The organism is Streptomyces sp. ICC1 (assembly GCF_003287935.1).
In the GTDB taxonomy this organism is placed as follows: domain Bacteria; phylum Actinomycetota; class Actinomycetes; order Streptomycetales; family Streptomycetaceae; genus Streptomyces; species Streptomyces tritrimontium.
The window spans coordinates 7,187,601-7,202,152 of record NZ_CP030287.1 but is presented as its reverse complement, the minus strand read 5'-3'; the positions used below and the strand labels follow the sequence as shown (position 1 = coordinate 7,202,152).

Annotated in this window: 12 protein-coding genes and 1 pseudogene; 8 read left to right on the top strand and 5 right to left on the bottom strand. The window is 74.2% G+C overall.

Annotated features, from left to right (window positions below; translation table 11 throughout):
* Positions 1–50: 50 nt before the first annotated feature.
* Positions 51–749: a TetR family transcriptional regulator gene (locus tag DRB96_RS33675; RefSeq protein ID WP_112451852.1), complete on the bottom strand. Its 699-nt coding sequence runs from the start codon at positions 747–749 to the stop codon at positions 51–53.
* A 129-nt stretch (positions 750–878) separates the two neighbouring features.
* On the opposite strand from DRB96_RS33675, the gene DRB96_RS33670 reads away from it, so the two are divergent.
* The 6 genes from DRB96_RS33670 (at position 879) to DRB96_RS33645 (ending at position 8,105) form a co-directional block, all read left to right on the top strand.
* On the top strand, positions 879–2,561 hold the full coding sequence (locus tag DRB96_RS33670) for an amidohydrolase (RefSeq protein ID WP_112451851.1): 1,683 nt from the start codon (positions 879–881) through the stop codon (positions 2,559–2,561).
* 133 nt (positions 2,562–2,694) lie between these two features.
* Positions 2,695–4,371 (top strand): ABC transporter substrate-binding protein, encoded by a 1,677-nt coding sequence (locus tag DRB96_RS33665; protein ID WP_239516540.1) that lies wholly within the window; start codon positions 2,695–2,697, stop codon positions 4,369–4,371.
* Positions 4,368–5,333 carry an ABC transporter permease gene (locus DRB96_RS33660; RefSeq protein WP_112451850.1) on the top strand — a complete coding sequence of 322 codons (966 nt, stop codon included), beginning with the start codon at positions 4,368–4,370 and terminating at the stop codon, positions 5,331–5,333. Before DRB96_RS33665 ends, DRB96_RS33660 begins: the two co-directional genes overlap by 4 nt.
* Positions 5,330–6,229 (top strand): ABC transporter permease, encoded by a 900-nt coding sequence (locus DRB96_RS33655; RefSeq protein WP_112451849.1) that lies wholly within the window; start codon positions 5,330–5,332, stop codon positions 6,227–6,229. Before DRB96_RS33660 ends, DRB96_RS33655 begins: the two co-directional genes overlap by 4 nt.
* Positions 6,229–7,203, top strand: a complete 975-nt coding sequence (locus DRB96_RS33650) for an ABC transporter ATP-binding protein (RefSeq protein ID WP_112451848.1) — start codon at positions 6,229–6,231, stop codon at positions 7,201–7,203. Before DRB96_RS33655 ends, DRB96_RS33650 begins: the two co-directional genes overlap by 1 nt.
* A gap of 89 nt (positions 7,204–7,292) precedes the next feature.
* Positions 7,293–8,105: an ATP-binding cassette domain-containing protein gene (locus tag DRB96_RS33645; RefSeq protein WP_239517893.1), complete on the top strand. Its 813-nt coding sequence runs from the start codon at positions 7,293–7,295 to the stop codon at positions 8,103–8,105.
* A 39-nt stretch (positions 8,106–8,144) separates the two neighbouring features.
* Here DRB96_RS33645 and DRB96_RS33640 read toward each other — a convergent pair.
* A pseudogene (locus tag DRB96_RS33640) lies at positions 8,145–8,309 on the bottom strand (putative Ig domain-containing protein); the annotation flags it as partial.
* Between the two features lie 56 nt (positions 8,310–8,365).
* On the opposite strand from DRB96_RS33640, the gene DRB96_RS33635 reads away from it, so the two are divergent.
* Entirely contained in the window at positions 8,366–9,034 is a 669-nt protein-coding gene (locus tag DRB96_RS33635; protein WP_275432043.1) for an HAD family phosphatase, read from the top strand.
* Positions 9,035–9,078: 44 nt separating this feature from the next.
* On the opposite strand, the gene DRB96_RS33630 is transcribed toward DRB96_RS33635, so the two are convergent.
* Together DRB96_RS33630 and DRB96_RS33625 are read right to left on the bottom strand one after the other, a co-directional pair.
* On the bottom strand, positions 9,079–9,519 hold the full coding sequence (locus DRB96_RS33630; protein WP_112451847.1) for a DUF4267 domain-containing protein: 441 nt from the start codon (positions 9,517–9,519) through the stop codon (positions 9,079–9,081).
* Positions 9,520–9,583: 64 nt separating this feature from the next.
* Positions 9,584–10,294, bottom strand: coding sequence for a hemerythrin domain-containing protein (locus DRB96_RS33625; RefSeq protein ID WP_112451846.1), 711 nt, complete (start codon positions 10,292–10,294; stop codon positions 9,584–9,586).
* A gap of 140 nt (positions 10,295–10,434) precedes the next feature.
* On the opposite strand from DRB96_RS33625, the gene DRB96_RS33620 reads away from it, so the two are divergent.
* Positions 10,435–13,950, top strand: coding sequence for a BTAD domain-containing putative transcriptional regulator (locus tag DRB96_RS33620; protein WP_112451845.1), 3,516 nt, complete (start codon positions 10,435–10,437; stop codon positions 13,948–13,950).
* Positions 13,951–13,984: 34 nt separating this feature from the next.
* Here DRB96_RS33620 and DRB96_RS33615 read toward each other — a convergent pair whose 3' ends face one another.
* Positions 13,985–14,482, bottom strand: a complete 498-nt coding sequence (locus DRB96_RS33615) for a YfbM family protein (RefSeq protein ID WP_112454028.1) — start codon at positions 14,480–14,482, stop codon at positions 13,985–13,987.
* Between the last annotated feature and the right edge of the window lie 70 nt (positions 14,483–14,552).

Below are 14,552 nucleotides of genomic sequence, written 5' to 3'. Positions count from 1 at the left end.
CGGTGTGCGGTGCGGGGCGGTGCGGGGCGGTGCGGGCCGGGCGGGGCGGTCTACGCGCCGCCCCGCAGCGTTTCGGCCCGGGTCTCGATCGCGTTGATCAGCGCCTCGACCCTGGCCCGGAAGATCTCCTCGTCCGTCACCTCGGCCAACTGGCCGCTCAGCCGGGTGATGTGGGGGAACCCCGCGGGGTCGACGAGCCGGTACTCGCGGCTCCAGGAGGACTCGTCGGCCGCCCGTACGTCCGGGTCGAACAGCAGGTAGGCGGCGCGCTGGCCGACGTAGGCGAGGAGGGAGTCGCCGACCATCCGGTAGTGGACGGCGGCTTCGGCCCCTTCGAGCCCGGCCTCGGTCACCGCGCCGAGGATCAGCTCGACGACGCGGAACTCGTTGGGCCTGCGGGTGGTCCGGCTGGCCATGGTCGAGCCGACCACCGGATACCTGAGCGCGACTTCGAGGGAGCCGTCGGCGAGCGCCCGCAGCCGGTCCTTCCAGTCGAGGCCCTCGGGGATGCTGTCGAGCACCTCTCCGAGCGTGCGGTCGGCGACGGACAGGAGCAGCTCGTCCTTGTCGCGGAAGTGCCGGTAGATCGCGGTCGGGTCGGCGCCGAGCTCCTCGCCGAGACGCCTGACGGTGAAGGCGTCGGCGCTTCCGCGGGCCGCGATGCGCAGGCTCGCTTCGATGATCGCGTCGGGTGTGAGCTGGCTGCCCGCGCGCTTGGACCGGGCGGGTGTGTCGGATGGCTTCGGCATGGTGCGGCCAGTGTATCGATTTGGAACAGAGCCAGCGCAACACCGTTGACAACATTGTTGCGCTCCCGTTCACTCCTCCTCAACGAACAAGCCGTGCGGGTATCTCCCGCCGAGCCGGAGGATGCGTCGATGGGCAAGACCAGCCAGCGGGCCGACACCGTTTTCGTGGGAGGGCGGGTCTTCACCGGGACCTCACCCACCCCGATCGACGCCGCCGTCGCCGTCACGGACGGCCGGATCACCGCCGTCGCCGACGCGGCCACCGTCCGCTCCCTCGCGGACGCCGGCACCGAGGTCGTCGACCTCGCGGGCGGCCTGCTCGTCCCCGGATTCCAGGACGCCCACGTCCACCCCGCGGTGGCCGGCGTACAGATGCTCGGCTGCGACCTGAGCGACGAGCGCACCATCGACGGCTACCTCGCGGTGGTCGCCGCGTTCGCCGCGGCCCACCCCGACGCGGCCTGGATCCGCGGCGGCGGCTGGTCGATGGACGTCTTCCCCGGGGGTACGCCGACCCGCGCCATGCTCGACGCGGTGGTCCCGGACCGGCCCGTCCTGCTCACCAACCGGGACGGCCACGGGGCCTGGGTCAACACCCGGGCGCTCGAAGTCGCCGGCGTCGACGCCGCCACCCCCGACCCGGCCGACGGCCGGATCGAGCGCGAGGCCGACGGCAGCCCGGCCGGCACCCTCCAGGAGGGCGCCGTCGAGCTGGTGGCGCGCCACGTCCCCATCGCGACGCCGGACGAGGCGCTCGCCGGCCTGCTGGCCGCGCAGGAGCACCTGTTCTCCCTCGGCGTGACCAGCTGGCAGGACGCCATGATCGGCGCCTTCCCCGGCAATCCCGACAACTACGGGGTCTACCTGCGCGCCGCACGCGAGGGCTCCTTGCGCGCACGCGTCGTCGGCGCCCTGTGGTGGGACCGCGAACGCGGCCTGGAGCAGATACCCGAACTGGAGGAGCGCCGCCTCGGCGGCCGGGTCGGCCGCTTCAACGCCACCAGCGTGAAGATCATGCAGGACGGTATCGCCGAGAACTTCACGGCGGGCCTGCTGGAGCCCTACCTCGACGGCTGCGGCTGCGCCACCGGCAACTCCGGGCTCAGCTTCATCGACCCGCAGGTGCTCACCGCGGCGGTGTCCCTGCTCGACCGCTCCGGCTTCCAGATCCACTTCCACGCGCTCGGCGACCGGGCCGTACGCGAGGTGCTCGACGCCCTCGCCGAGGCCCGCGAGGCCAACGGCGCCAACGACAACCGCCACCACCTCGCGCACCTGCAGATCGTCCACCCCGACGACGTCAAGCGCTTCGCGAGCCTGGACGCGGCCGCCAACATCCAGGCGCTGTGGGCCGCCCACGAACCGCAGATGGACGAGCTCACGATCCCCTTCCTCGGACCGGAACGGGCCCGGCTCCAGTACCCGTTCGGCGACCTCCTGCGCGCCGGGGCCCGCCTCGTCGCGGGCAGCGACTGGTCGGTCAGCAGCCCCAACCCCCTGTGGGGCATCCACGTCGCCGTCAACCGCTCCGTACCCGACGAGGCCCCCAACTCGGCCGGGACGTTCGAACCGATGCCGCCCTTCTTCCCCGAGCAGGCACTGACCCTCTCCCAGGCGCTCACCGCCTACACGGCCGGCAGCGCGTGGGTGAACCACCTCGACGAGGTCACCGGCACCGTCGAGGTCGGCAAGTGCGCGGACCTCGTGGTCCTCGACCGGGACCCCTTCGCGCATCCCCCGCTGGAGATCGCGGACACCCGCGTGCTGCGCACGTACATCGACGGCGAGCTCGTCTTCGCCGCCACCGACTGAGCAGCAGCCGCCTGAGCGCCAACCGCCTGAGCGCCAACCGCCTGAGCATCAACCGCCTGAGCACCAACCGGCCGGCCCGCCACCGGCCGGGCGCCACCCACCCCACCGAGCTCATCCCTCAGGGAGCCAGACGATGTCATCAGCCCGATCGGGATCCCCGCTGCACCGCGGCGTCCGCGGCCGCATCCGCCACACCGTGACCGCGGGCCTCGCCGCGGCCGCCGTGCTCCTCACCGGCGCGTGCAGCACCGCCGCCCGCCCCGACAAGGACCAGGCCGCCGCCTACCGGCTCACGGACAAGACGCCCGCCGCCGCCGGAGACCTGGCCTCCTTCACCTGGTCCGTCTACGCGGAGCCGACCACCATCGACTACGCCTACTCGTTCGACTTCCCGCCCAACCAGATCCTCTCCAACGTCTGCGAGAGCCTGCTGCGCTGGAACCCCGACCTGACGACCTCGCCGGGCCTCGCGGCCTCGTACACCAACCCCACGCCCACCAGCTGGGTCTACCAGATCCGCCCCGGCGTGCGGTTCCACGACGGGACCGCGCTCACCGCGGACGACGTCGTCGCCTCCCTGAGCCGCAACCTCGACCCCGAGACGGCCAGCGTCTGGGCCAACCAGTACAAGAACGTGCGGGCCATCGACAAGACCGGCCCGATGGAAGTCACCGTCACCCTGGCCAAGCCCGACTCCACCTTCAACAAGTACCTGGCCGCCGGCCCCGGCACCGTGGAGTCCGCCGCCACCCTGGCCAAGTCCGGCAAGGACTACGGCAATCCGCAGACCGGCGTGAACTGCACCGGCCCCTTCTCCTTCGGCTCCTGGACCTCCGGCCAGTCCCTCACGCTCAAGCGGTTCGACGGCTACTGGAACCAGGAGCGGAAGGCCAAGTCCGGCGAGGTGAAGTTCGTCTTCCTCGCCGACGCCACCACCCGCGTCAACGCCTTCCAGAGCGGCGAGGTCGACGGCGGCTGGATGGTCCCGCCGAACGCCTACGCCCAACTGGCCTCCACCCAGGCCGGAAAGCTCTACTTCGGCCGCAACACCACCGTCGCCGACGAGGTGGTCAGCAACCTCGACGGCCCCCTCGGTGACCCCCGGGTCCGCCAGGCCCTGCTGATGGCCATCGACCGCGAGGGCATCGTCAAGGCCGGCGCCGGCGGGGTCGGCGAGGTCTCCGACTCGCTCGTCACCGACAACCTCTGGGCCGACGCGCCCGCCGGGACCCGCGAAGCGCTCGCCAAGGACCTGCCGAAGTACCCGTACGACCCGGCCAAGGCCAAGGCGCTCGCCGCCGAGGCCGGAGTCAACGGCCAGAAGATAGTGATCGCGACGAGCCCACTGGACTCCCAGACGACCATCATCACCCAGGCCGTCGCACAGGCGGCCACGGCCATCGGCCTGAAGCCCCAGATCGACTCCCTGTCGGCGGAGAAGTACACGACCCTGTTCACCGACCCGGCGGCCCGCGAGGGCATCGACCTCTTCCTCACCTTCTGGTACACGTCCATCACCGACCCGCTGGACATGTTCGCCTCGCTGGAGACCGGCGCGTTCAGCAACTACGGCAACTGGTCCGACCCGGCCTTCGACGCGGCCGTCGCCCGGGCCGTCGGAGCCCAGGACCCCGCCGAGCACGCGGCCGCCAACGCCGAGGCCCAGAAGATCGCCACGCGCGAACTGCCCTGGCTGCCCCTGTACACCCAGCCCGTCAGCGTCTTCCTCGGCAAGAAGATCACCGGCGTCCAGCCCTCCATCGCCTACCTCTACCACCCGTGGGCGGCCGAGATCGGGGCCAAGGGATGACGGCCGCCCTCGCCCGTGCCGGGCGGGTGCTGCGCCGCCTGGCCGGCATGGCGGCCACCCTGCTCGCCACCTCCTTCCTCGTCTTCTCCTCCCTGTTCCTGGCGCCCGGGGACCCGGCCAGCTTCCTGATCAAGGGACGCAGCCCCAGCCCCGAGGACCTCGCCGCGCTGCGCTCCCAGTACGGCTTCGACGAGCCGTTCCTCGTCCGGTACTGGAACTGGCTCGAAGGGGTGCTGCAAGGCGACTTCGGCCGCTCCTACCTCTTCCACCAGGACGTCGGCTCGGTCATCTGGTCGCGCCTGCCCTCGTCCATGCTGCTGATCGGCGTCTCCGGCCTGATGATCGCCGTGTTCGGCATCGGCTCCGGCATCCTCGGCGCCCTGCGCCGCGGCTCGCGGACCGACCGCTCCCTGATGCTGTTCGTGACGGTGGGGGCGGCCGCGCCCGCCTTCGTCGCCGCCCTGCTGCTCAGGTCGGTGCTCGGGGTCCAGCTGGGCTGGTTCCCCACCATCGGGAACGGCGAAGGCGTCCTGGACCGGCTGCACCACGTGGTCCTCCCGGCCGCTGCCCTGTCCGTGACCTTCACCGCCCTGGTGACCCGCGTGACCCGCTCCGCCATGCTCGACGAGCTGCGCCGCGACCACGTGGAGGTGGCGCTGAGCCGCGGCACACCGCGGCGCACCGTCATCCGGCGCCACGTCCTGCGCAACGCGCTCGGACCGATCGTGACCGTCTCCGCGCTGCTGGTCTCGGGCATGCTGGTCAGCACCGCGATCGTGGAGACCGCCTTCGGGATGTCCGGAGTGGGCTCCCTGCTCGTGCAGTCCGTGGACCAGCTGGACTTCCAGGTCGTCCAGGCCATCGTGCTGCTGGTGGTCGCCGCGTTCGTCGTCGTCAACGCGCTCGTGGACCTCGTCCACCCGCTGATCGATCCGCGCACGGCGGCGGGGAGCGCCCGATGAGCAGACTTCCCGAAGCCACGGACACGGCCACGGCCGCTCCGCGCTCCCCGCGCACCCGGCCCGACCGCCTCGCCCGGCTGCGCCGCCTCGGCGGCGGCCGGCTCCAGCGGACCTGCCTGCTCCTCCTCGTCCTGTTCGCGCTGATCGCCCTGCTGGGACCCTGGATCGCCCCGCAGGACCCGACCTTCGGCCACCTCGGCGACACCCTCCTGGGGCCGAGCGCCGCACACTGGCTGGGGACCGACCAGGGCGGCCACGACACCTTCTCGGCGCTCCTCGTCGGCACCCGGACCAGCCTGGCCGGCCCGCTCGCGGTCGTCCTGTTCTCCACCGCCCTCGGTGTCGCCGTCGGCCTGTTCACCGCCTGGCGCGGCGGCTGGATCGACACCGCCGTCGGCCGCGTCCTCGACGTCCTGTTCGCCTTCCCCGCCCTGCTCCTCGCGATCCTCGCGGTGGCCCTGTTCGGCAAGGGGATGACGGCACCCGTACTCGCCATGGCGATCGCGTACATGCCCTACACGGCGCGCCTCGTCCGGGGCCTGGCCGTCCAGGAGAAGTCCCGCCCCTACATCGCCGCCTACCGGGTGCAGGGCCACTCGGCCCTGTACGTCATGGTCCGCAGACTGCTGCCCAACATCGCCCCGACGCTGCTCGCCCAGTCGACGGTGAACTTCGGCTACGCGCTGCTCGACCTCGCCGCCCTGTCCTTCCTCGGCCTCGGCGTGCAGCCGCCCACCCCCGACTGGGGCGCCATGATCAACCAGGGGCAGGCGGCCGTCCTGCAGGGGCAGCCGCTGTCCGCGATCGCGCCGGCCGTGGCGGTCGTCCTGGTCGTCGTCGCCTTCAACGTCGTCGGGGAAGACCTCGGCGACCGGCTCGCGGGGAGGGACTCCTGATGACACTGCTCTCGTACGAAGCCCTGAGCGTGACCCTCCCGGCGATGGCCCGGCCCGTCCTCGGCGGGGTGAGCCTCACCGTCGCCGCCGGAGAGGTCGTCGCCCTGGTCGGCGAATCCGGCTCGGGCAAGTCGGTCACCGCCCGCGCCGCCCTCGGCCTGTTCCCGCAGGGCGCCGAGACCGGCGGCCGGGTCCGGGTCGACGGGACCGACCTGGTCGGCGCCACCCCCGCGAGCCTGCGCGAGGTGCGCACGAACAAGGCCGCGATGATCTACCAGGACCCCCGGGCCGCCATCAACCCGGTGCGCCGGGTCGGGGACTTCCTCACCGAGCCGCTGCGCCTGGTCCACGGCTGGTCCAAGGCGCGGGCGAACGTCAGGGCGGCCGAACTGCTCGACGCGGTCGGCCTGCCCGATCCCGTCCGGCACCTGGAGCAGTTCCCGCACGAGCTCTCCGGCGGAATGCTCCAGCGCGTCGTGATCGCGGCCGCCCTCACGGCCGAACCCCGGCTGTTGCTCTGCGACGAACCGACCACCGCCCTCGACGTCAGCACCCAGGCCGAGATCCTGGCCATCCTGGGACGCCTGCAGCGGGAACGCGGACTCGGACTCCTCCTCATCACCCACGACATCGAGCTCGCGGCCTCCGTCAGCGACCGGATCTACGTCATGTACGCGGGCCGGATCGTCGAGACCGCGCCCGTCGCGGACCTCTTCGCCACCCCGCGGCACCCCTACACCGCGGGCCTGCTCGAATCCTCCCCGCCGCTCGCCGGCCCCCTCGGCCGCCTCACCCCCATCCCCGGCGCCCCGATGGGACTGCTGGAGTCCGCGCCCGGCTGCGCCTTCGCACCCCGCTGCCGGTTCGCCGAACCGGGCCGCTGCGACCGGTCCCGGCCGGAGCTGGAACGGCACGGCCCGGCCGAGGTCGCCTGCCACCGTGCCGCCGAACTCACCCGCGAGGAGGACCGTTGACCACCGAGCCCAGAACAGACGGCGAGCTGACGGCCGGCGAGCTGACGGCCGGCGCCCGTGAGCCCGGCGGCGCCCCGGACCTCCTCAGGGTGAGCGGCCTGCGCAAGATCTACCGGACCGGCGGGACGGAGGTCGTCGCCGTCGACGACCTGTCCTTCTCCGTACGGCCGGGCGGCGCGCTCGGCATCGTGGGGGAGTCCGGTTCCGGGAAGCCCACCACGGCCCGGATGCTGGTCGGCCTCGAACGCCCCGACGCGGGGGAGATCCTCGTCCAGGGGCAGCCGCTCGCCGCCTCCGTACGGGGGCGGGCCGCCCGGCTGGCCCGCGCCAAGGCCGTCCAGATCGTCTTCCAGGACCCCTACCTCTCCCTGGACTCCCGGATCGGCATCGGGGCGACGGTCGACGGGGTGCTCCAGCTGCACGGGATGTCCGACCGGACGGCACGCGCCGCCCGGGTCAAGGAACTGCTGGCCCAGGTCGGGCTCGGCGACCGCGAGGCGGCCGCGCTGCCCCGCAGGCTCTCGGGCGGACAGCGCCAGCGCGCCGCGATCGCCCGGGCGCTCGCCGTCGAACCCGCCGTCCTGGTGCTGGACGAGGCGGTGTCCGCCCTGGACGTGTCGGTGCAGGCGCAGGTGCTCAACCTGCTCTCCGACATCCGCCGCGACACCGGCATCGGCTTGGTCTTCGTCAGCCACGACCTGGCGGTCGTCCGCTACGTGTGCGACGAGGCGCTCGTCATGTACCGCGGCCGGACGATGGAACACCGGCCCGTCTCGGAGCTGCTCACCGACCCCCACCACCCGTACACACGGCTGCTGCTGGCCTCCGTGCCCAGGCCGGGCTGGGACCCCGACTCGATCAGCCGCCGGCGCCGCGAGCTGGATCCGCTGTCGGGCGCGTGACGTGGGGGCGGGCTCGTACGAGCCCGCCCCCGCCCCGTCTCAGAACCAGTTGATGGTGAGGGGGAAGGCGGTGGCGGCGGTGGTTCCGGTGCTGTCGGTGGCGGTGGCGGTGGCGGTGATCTGGACGGTGCCGCTGCTCCAGGGTTTGCCGGTGATGCGGCCGGTGTTGGCGTCGAGGGTCAGGCCCCAGGGGAGTCCGGTGGCGGCGTAGCGGACGGGGGGCTTCCCGTCCCGCCGCCTCCGACCGGGCGCTGCGCGCCGTGCTCTTCGACATGGACGGCACTCTGGTGGACACCGAGCCGCTGTGGTGGGAGACGACCGAGGCCGTCGCCCGCTCCCTGGAACACACCCTGACCGAGGCCGACGTACCGGCCGTCGTCGGGCGCTCGGTCGCCGACACCGCCGAGCACCTGCACCGGGTCGCCGGCGGCCGCGAGCGGGCGCCGGCGATCGGGCGGCGCCTGCTCGACGGCTTCCACGAGCGGGTCGCCCTCGGGCCCCGCGTCATGCCGGGAGCGCTGGAACTCCTCGACGCGCTGGCCGCCGCGGGCATCCCGCTCGGCCTCGTCTCCGCATCGCCCCGGTCGGTCGTCGACCTGGTCCTCGCGGGACTCGGACCCCACCGTTTCGCCGTCACCGTCGCGGACGGCGAGACCCCGAGGACCAAACCGCACCCCGACCCGTATCTCGCCGCCGCGAAGGCCCTGGGCGTGGAACCGCACTCCTGTGTCGCCGTGGAGGACAGCCCCGCCGGCCTGGCGTCCGCCGAGGCGGCGGGCTGCCGCGTGCTGGCCGTCCCGTCCACGGTGCCGATCGACGCGGTGGACGGCCGCACGGTCGTGGCCCGGCTGACGGAGGTGGATCCCGCTCTGCTGCACGCCGTCCTAGCCCGTCGCGCGGTGGGAGGCCGCGTCGTCCGAGAACCCTGAGAACCGCGGTTGCGGGAGCCCGGATCCCCGGTGTCCCGGCTCCCTCAGGCCGCGGGGAGGGTGGAGGCGAGCGGGGTGGCCGGAGCGGGGGCGATCGCCGGGGCCGGGCGTTCGCGCAGCAGCAGGCCGGCGGTGACGGCTACGGCCAGGGCCGTGAACCCGTGGACCCCGTACGCCGTGCCCGCGGGTCCGCCGCTGGTCAGGACGATCACCATGTCGCCGGCGGGAACGAAGGCGAGCGCCGCCATCGCCCAGCCGAGTGCCCGCCGGTGTCCGGTGAGCAGCAGTGCCAGGACGACCAGGCCGGTCGCGATGTCCCGTACGCCCTTGACCGCCAGGAAGGCGGCGCCGTCGTGCCGCGGCCAGGTCGGAATGCCGAAGCCGGAGGCGGTGGCCTGCGGCGCGAGCAGGTAGCTGAGGCCGACGTAGAGGATGAGCGCGGCTCCGAGGGCAGCCAGGACGGTGGTGAAGTGCTTGAGGGACATGGGAAAGCTCCTGGGGTGAGAGGTGGAGGGCGAGGGCGTGCGGGGGGCGTGCAGGAGGTGCGGGTCAGCGCGGGGTGTCGCGGCGGATGGCCCGCACCCTGCGGGCGTAGGACGGGCGGCCGACGGCGTACCAGAGCAGGCGTGCCGCGAGCGGCAGTTTGGCGAGCATCGACGCGCGTTCGGACCGGTCGGCGTCCTCGAGGGCCATGCCGAGGAAGAACAACAGCTTGGGCTTGGGCGTGCTCGCCCTGAAGTGCTCGCCCATCGCGCCCCACTCGTGTGCGGACAGGTGCCGCGCGGCGAGCGGCAGGAGCGAGCCCTCTTCGTCGTCCAGGTGCTCGACCAGGACCGCCCGGTGTTCGGCGAGTACCGCCACGAACGCGTCGCGCCCGGTCTCGCGGGCCCCGTTCTCCCAGGCCGACAGGGCGTCAACGGCCGCCGAGAGGGTCGCGGCCACCCGCTCGTGCTGGGCCTCCATGCGCAGCACCACGTCGGCTTCGAGATCGACGCGGGCCAGCAGCGGCGGCCACAGGTGCTCGTCCTCCCCCTGGTGGTGATGGTGGAGCCCGAGCCGGTAGTCGCGGAAGTGGTCCGCCAGGACCCGGGCGCGGGCGGTGTCGCCGGGCGCCACGGCGGCGACCAGTTCCACCAGCAACCGCGCCTCGCGGCGCAGGCCGCGGTGGATCACCACCATCTCGTGGGTGTCGGGCCGCGCCCGGAGCGTGTGTCCCCGGGGCGTGTGTCCCCGGGGCGTGTGTTCCCGCGTCTTCTTCATGGGAAGAGACTCGCCGTCGGCTCATGGAAGGGTCTTGGAAGGCGTTTGGAGGGGCGCGGGACCGGACTTGGAAACTTCCCCGCCCACATGTGCCGTTATCGAGACGGAAGTTGACTGGTTCGGCTTAGGTTGAGCACGTCATGGTGTACATACGCGTACTCGGGTCCTGTACGGCCGAACGGAACGGCGAGGCGGTTCCGTTGGGCGGCCACCGCCAGCGCTCCGTCCTGGCGCTGCTGGTGTCGGAGCGTGGCCGGGTCGTATCGGTCGACCGGATGATCGAGGAACTCTGGCAGGGTGCGGCGCCCGCCCGCGCCGTCGCCTCGCTCCAGGCGTACGTCTCCAACCTGCGCCGGCTCCTCGAACCCGGCCGCGCCCCCCGCACCCCCGCCCGGCTGCTGGTGAGCGCGCCCCCCGGGTACGCGCTGCGGATGCCCGAGGACGCGGTCGACGCATGGCGGTTCGAACGGCTGCTCGGCGAGGCCCGCCGCCGGGCGACCACCGAGCCGGGTGCCGCCCGGAGCCTGCTCCGCGAGGCGCTGGCGCTGTGGCGGGGCCCGGCCTACGCGGACTTCGCCGACGAGCCGTGGACCCGCTCCGAGATCATGCGGCTCGGCGAACTCCGGCTGGCCGCCCGCGAACTCGCCGTCCGGACCGGGCTCGGGGGCCCCGCCGGCGCGGAGGCCGTCGCCGAGGCGGCGCTGCTCACGGGCGAGGAGCCGCTGCGGGAGGAGGCCTGGCGGCTGCACGCCCTCGCGCTGTGGGCCGCCGGGCGGCAGGCCGACGCGCTCGCGACGCTGCGCCGGGCGAGGGCGGTGCTGGCCGAGGAGGCGGGCCTGGACCCGGGCCCGGCGCTGGTCGAGCTGGAGAAGGCGGTCCTGGCCCAGGACAACGGCCTCTTGCGGGAGGCCACGGATGCGGCGCTCCCGGGCGGGGTGGCGGCGCGGCTGCCGGGACAGGGGCCGGGTCCCGGCTCCGGGCCAGGGCCAGGACCCGCGGAGCCGGCGGCCGAGCGGTCGGCGCCTGCCGCGCCGGCGGACGGCGTACCACCGCGGGGTGGCCCGGCGGACGGCGTACCACCGCGGGGTGGCCCGGCACCGCACGGAACGGCGGTCGGCGAACCGGCGGTCGGCGGCCCGGACGACGGCATGGACCTCTTCGTCGGTCGGGACGAGGAGATCGGGCGGCTGGCCGCGGCAGCGCACCGCGCCCTGACCGCCGGCCCCGCCGTCGCCCTGGTCACCGGCGAAGCGGGACTCGGCAAGTCGGCCCTGCTGCACCGGCTCGGCGACCGGCTGCGCGCGGACGGCTGGCTCGTCGCCGTCGGCCGCACCACCGACGCCGAGGGAGCGCCGCCCGCCTGGGCGTGGGTCGAGGCGCTGCGTACCGTCGCGGCCGCCGCTCCGCCCGCGCCGGGGGCCGCCGCCGTGCTCGCGCCGCTCCTCGCCGAGGGCGCGCCCGCCGCTTCGCGGCCCGCCGGTGAGGACGTCGCCGTGGGGCGGTTCCGGCTGCACCGCGCGGTCTGGCAGTGGCTCACGGAGGCGGCGCGCGGCCGGCCCGTCGCCCTCCTGCTGGACGACCTGCACTGGGCCGACGCCGAGACGCTCGCCCTGCTGTCGGGCACGGTCGACCTGGCCCCGGGGACACCGCTGCTGGTCGTCGGCGCGTACCGCCCGGACGAGGTGGAGGGCCGGCTCGGCGACACCCTGGCCGCGCTGGCGCGGCGTTCACCGGCCCGGGTGGCCCTGCGCGGGCTGGCCGAGGAGTCGGTGGCCGAGGTGGTGCGGGCGGTGGGCGGGCCCCGCGAGGTGGACGCGGAGACGGTGGCCGCGCTGACCGAACGGACCGGGGGAAACCCCTTCTACGTCCGCGAGAGCGCGAGGCTGCTGGGCAGCGAGGGATCGCTGGTGGCGCTGTCCGAGGTGCCCGAGGGCGTGCGGGACGTGCTGCGGCGCCGGCTCGGACGCCTCCCCGACCCGGTGGTCTCCGTACTGCGCCTGGCCGCCGTCGCGGGGCGGGAGTCCGCCGTCGAGGTCCTGGTCGAGTCGGCGGACGCCGATGAGGACGCCGTACTGGGCGCTTTGGAGGCCGGGCTGCTCGCCGGCCTGCTCGTGGAACCGGATCCCGGGCGGATCCGGTTCGCGCACGCCCTGGTGCGTGACACCCTGCTGACCGATCTCAGCCACCTGCGCTCCTCGCGGATGCACGGGCGGATCGGGGCGAGCCTGGAGCACCTCGGCTCGTGCGACGTCTCCGCGCTGGCCCACCACTACGCACGCGCGGCCTCCGCCGCCACCGCGGCGAAAGCCGTGGACCACTGCCTGCGGGCGGCCGCCCTCGCCGAGAGCCGGTACGCCCACGACGTGGCCGCCTCGGTGCTCGCCGAGGCGGTGGCCTGCGCCGATCGGATCCCGGCGGCCGCCGGCGGCGACCGGGAGGCCGAACGCGCCGGGTTGCTGGGCCGACTGGTACGGGCGCAGGGGCGGGCGGGGGCGGTCATGGCGGCCCGCGAGACACGGCGCACGGCGATCGACCGCGCGGTCGGCGCCGGGCGGGAGGACCGGCTGATCGGCGCGTTCACGGCGTGGAGCGAGCCGACTCCGTGGCAGACCCGCCCCTACGGCACGGTCGACAAGCCGGTGGTGGAGATCCTCGAACGCCTGCTGGAGCGGCCCGGCCGCCTCGAACCCGCCGTACGGTGCCGGCTGCTGGGCGCGTACGCCGCCGAGCTGTCCGACGCGAAGCTGCCCGCCGTACGGGCCGCTGCGCGCGAGGCGCTCGCGCTCGCCGAGGGCCTCGGCGATCCGGTGCTGCGGGCCGGGGCGCTCACGACGCTGGTCAAGGAGCTGGACGCGGACCGGGAGTGGCCGGAGCGGGCCGAGCTGGGGCGGGAGCTCGAGCGGCTCGGCGCCGCGCACGACCTGCCGGCCCACGCGTGGTACGGGATGTTCATCCGCTCCACCGCGCTGGGCGCGCAGGGCGATGTGGCCGGGGCGCACCGGCTCCTCGGGCAGTGCACGGAGTTCGCGCGGGCCCGGCGCATGCCGGGTCCCCTGGCCGTCGGGGAGACCGCGGCGGCGACCTTGGCCCACGTAGAAGGCCGGGTCGAGGAGGCGGAGCGCCGCTACCGGCAGTCGGCCGCGCGGATGGCCCGGCAGGGTTCGCCGCATGCCGAGGGGATCCTCGTGGTCGCGATCGCCACCCTGCGGGCGAGCCAGGGGCGGTTGGCGCAGGAGCTGCCCTGGGCCCGGGAGGTGTACGCGGCGTTCGGCTCCCCCGCGGCGGACCTGCTCGCGGTCGCGCTGGCCGCGGCCGGGGAGGCGGAGGAGGCCCGGGAGGTCCTCGCCCAGGCCGGACCGCTGCGTACGGACTACCTGTTCAAGGTCTTCGGGACCTTCCGGGCGATGACCCTGGTGCTGCTCGGTGAGCGGCGGGGCGCCGAGGAGCTGTACGCGGCCCTGCTGCCCTACCGCGATGCCCCGCCGCCCTCCTCCGGGTTCACCGTGGCGGTCCGCCCGGTCGCCCGCACCCTCGGCGAACTGGCCGCGCTCCTGGGCCGCGAGACCGAGGCCGCGGAGCACTTCCGCCGGGCGCGGGTCATCGCCGAGCAGTGGCGCAGCCCGTGGGGGCCGCCGGAGCCGGAACCCGCGGCGTGAGCGTCCGGGACCGCCGCCGGGCATCCGCCGTGGTTCAGGAGATCCAGAGCAGGAGGGCGTCTCCCTCGTCGGCGGCGGCGCGGAGGTAGGGGCCGAGAGCGGCCCAGTGCGCGGCGATCCAGTCCGGCTCCTCGCCCCGGTCCCAGACGGTCTGCGGGTAGACGTTGGCCCCGGCCAGGTCCGCCGGGGTGACACCGGACGTCAACACGTCGGGACCGTGGGCATCGAGGGCGTCGGCGGCGACGCGCACCCGGTCGGCGGTCAGCAGCCGGGGCGGGCCGTAACCCCAGTCGTGACCCTCCGGCCAGGGCATGTCGGCCTCTCCGAAGACCACGTCCACGGGGAAGCCGCGCCGCTGCAGCAGGAAGTCGAGGGCGTTCCACGCCTTGTCGGTCTCGTGCACGCGGGCGGAGGCGACCTGGTCATCGCTCTCGTACGAGGCGTGCGCGTACCGGGAGGCCCAGTCCGGATCGTGGAGCGCGCGCTCGAGTTCGGCGGGGGTGAGGCGCAGGTACTGACCGTTCATGCTCATGACCGGCACGGTAAGCCCCGGCACCGACATCGCCCGTCCGGGCCGGTGAAGACCGCGACGGTCGATGCGG

Bases quoted from the DNA above. Each gene is read 5' to 3' on its own strand.
- DRB96_RS33670 (WP_112451851.1), top strand. From the start codon at position 879: ATGGGCAAGACCAGCCAGCGGGCCGACACCGTTTTCGTGGGAGGGCGG.
- DRB96_RS33630 (WP_112451847.1), bottom strand. From the start codon at position 9,519: ATGTCCCTCAAGCACTTCACCACCGTCCTGGCTGCCCTCGGAGCCGCG.
- DRB96_RS33675 (WP_112451852.1), bottom strand. From the start codon at position 749: ATGCCGAAGCCATCCGACACACCCGCCCGGTCCAAGCGCGCGGGCAGC.
- DRB96_RS33615 (WP_112454028.1), bottom strand. From the start codon at position 14,482: ATGAGCATGAACGGTCAGTACCTGCGCCTCACCCCCGCCGAACTCGAG.
- DRB96_RS33650 (WP_112451848.1), top strand. From the start codon at position 6,229: ATGACACTGCTCTCGTACGAAGCCCTGAGCGTGACCCTCCCGGCGATG.
- DRB96_RS33655 (WP_112451849.1), top strand. From the start codon at position 5,330: ATGAGCAGACTTCCCGAAGCCACGGACACGGCCACGGCCGCTCCGCGC.
- DRB96_RS33660 (WP_112451850.1), top strand. From the start codon at position 4,368: ATGACGGCCGCCCTCGCCCGTGCCGGGCGGGTGCTGCGCCGCCTGGCC.
- DRB96_RS33625 (WP_112451846.1), bottom strand. From the start codon at position 10,294: ATGAAGAAGACGCGGGAACACACGCCCCGGGGACACACGCCCCGGGGA.
- DRB96_RS33665 (WP_239516540.1), top strand. From the start codon at position 2,695: ATGTCATCAGCCCGATCGGGATCCCCGCTGCACCGCGGCGTCCGCGGC.
- DRB96_RS33620 (WP_112451845.1), top strand. From the start codon at position 10,435: ATGGTGTACATACGCGTACTCGGGTCCTGTACGGCCGAACGGAACGGC.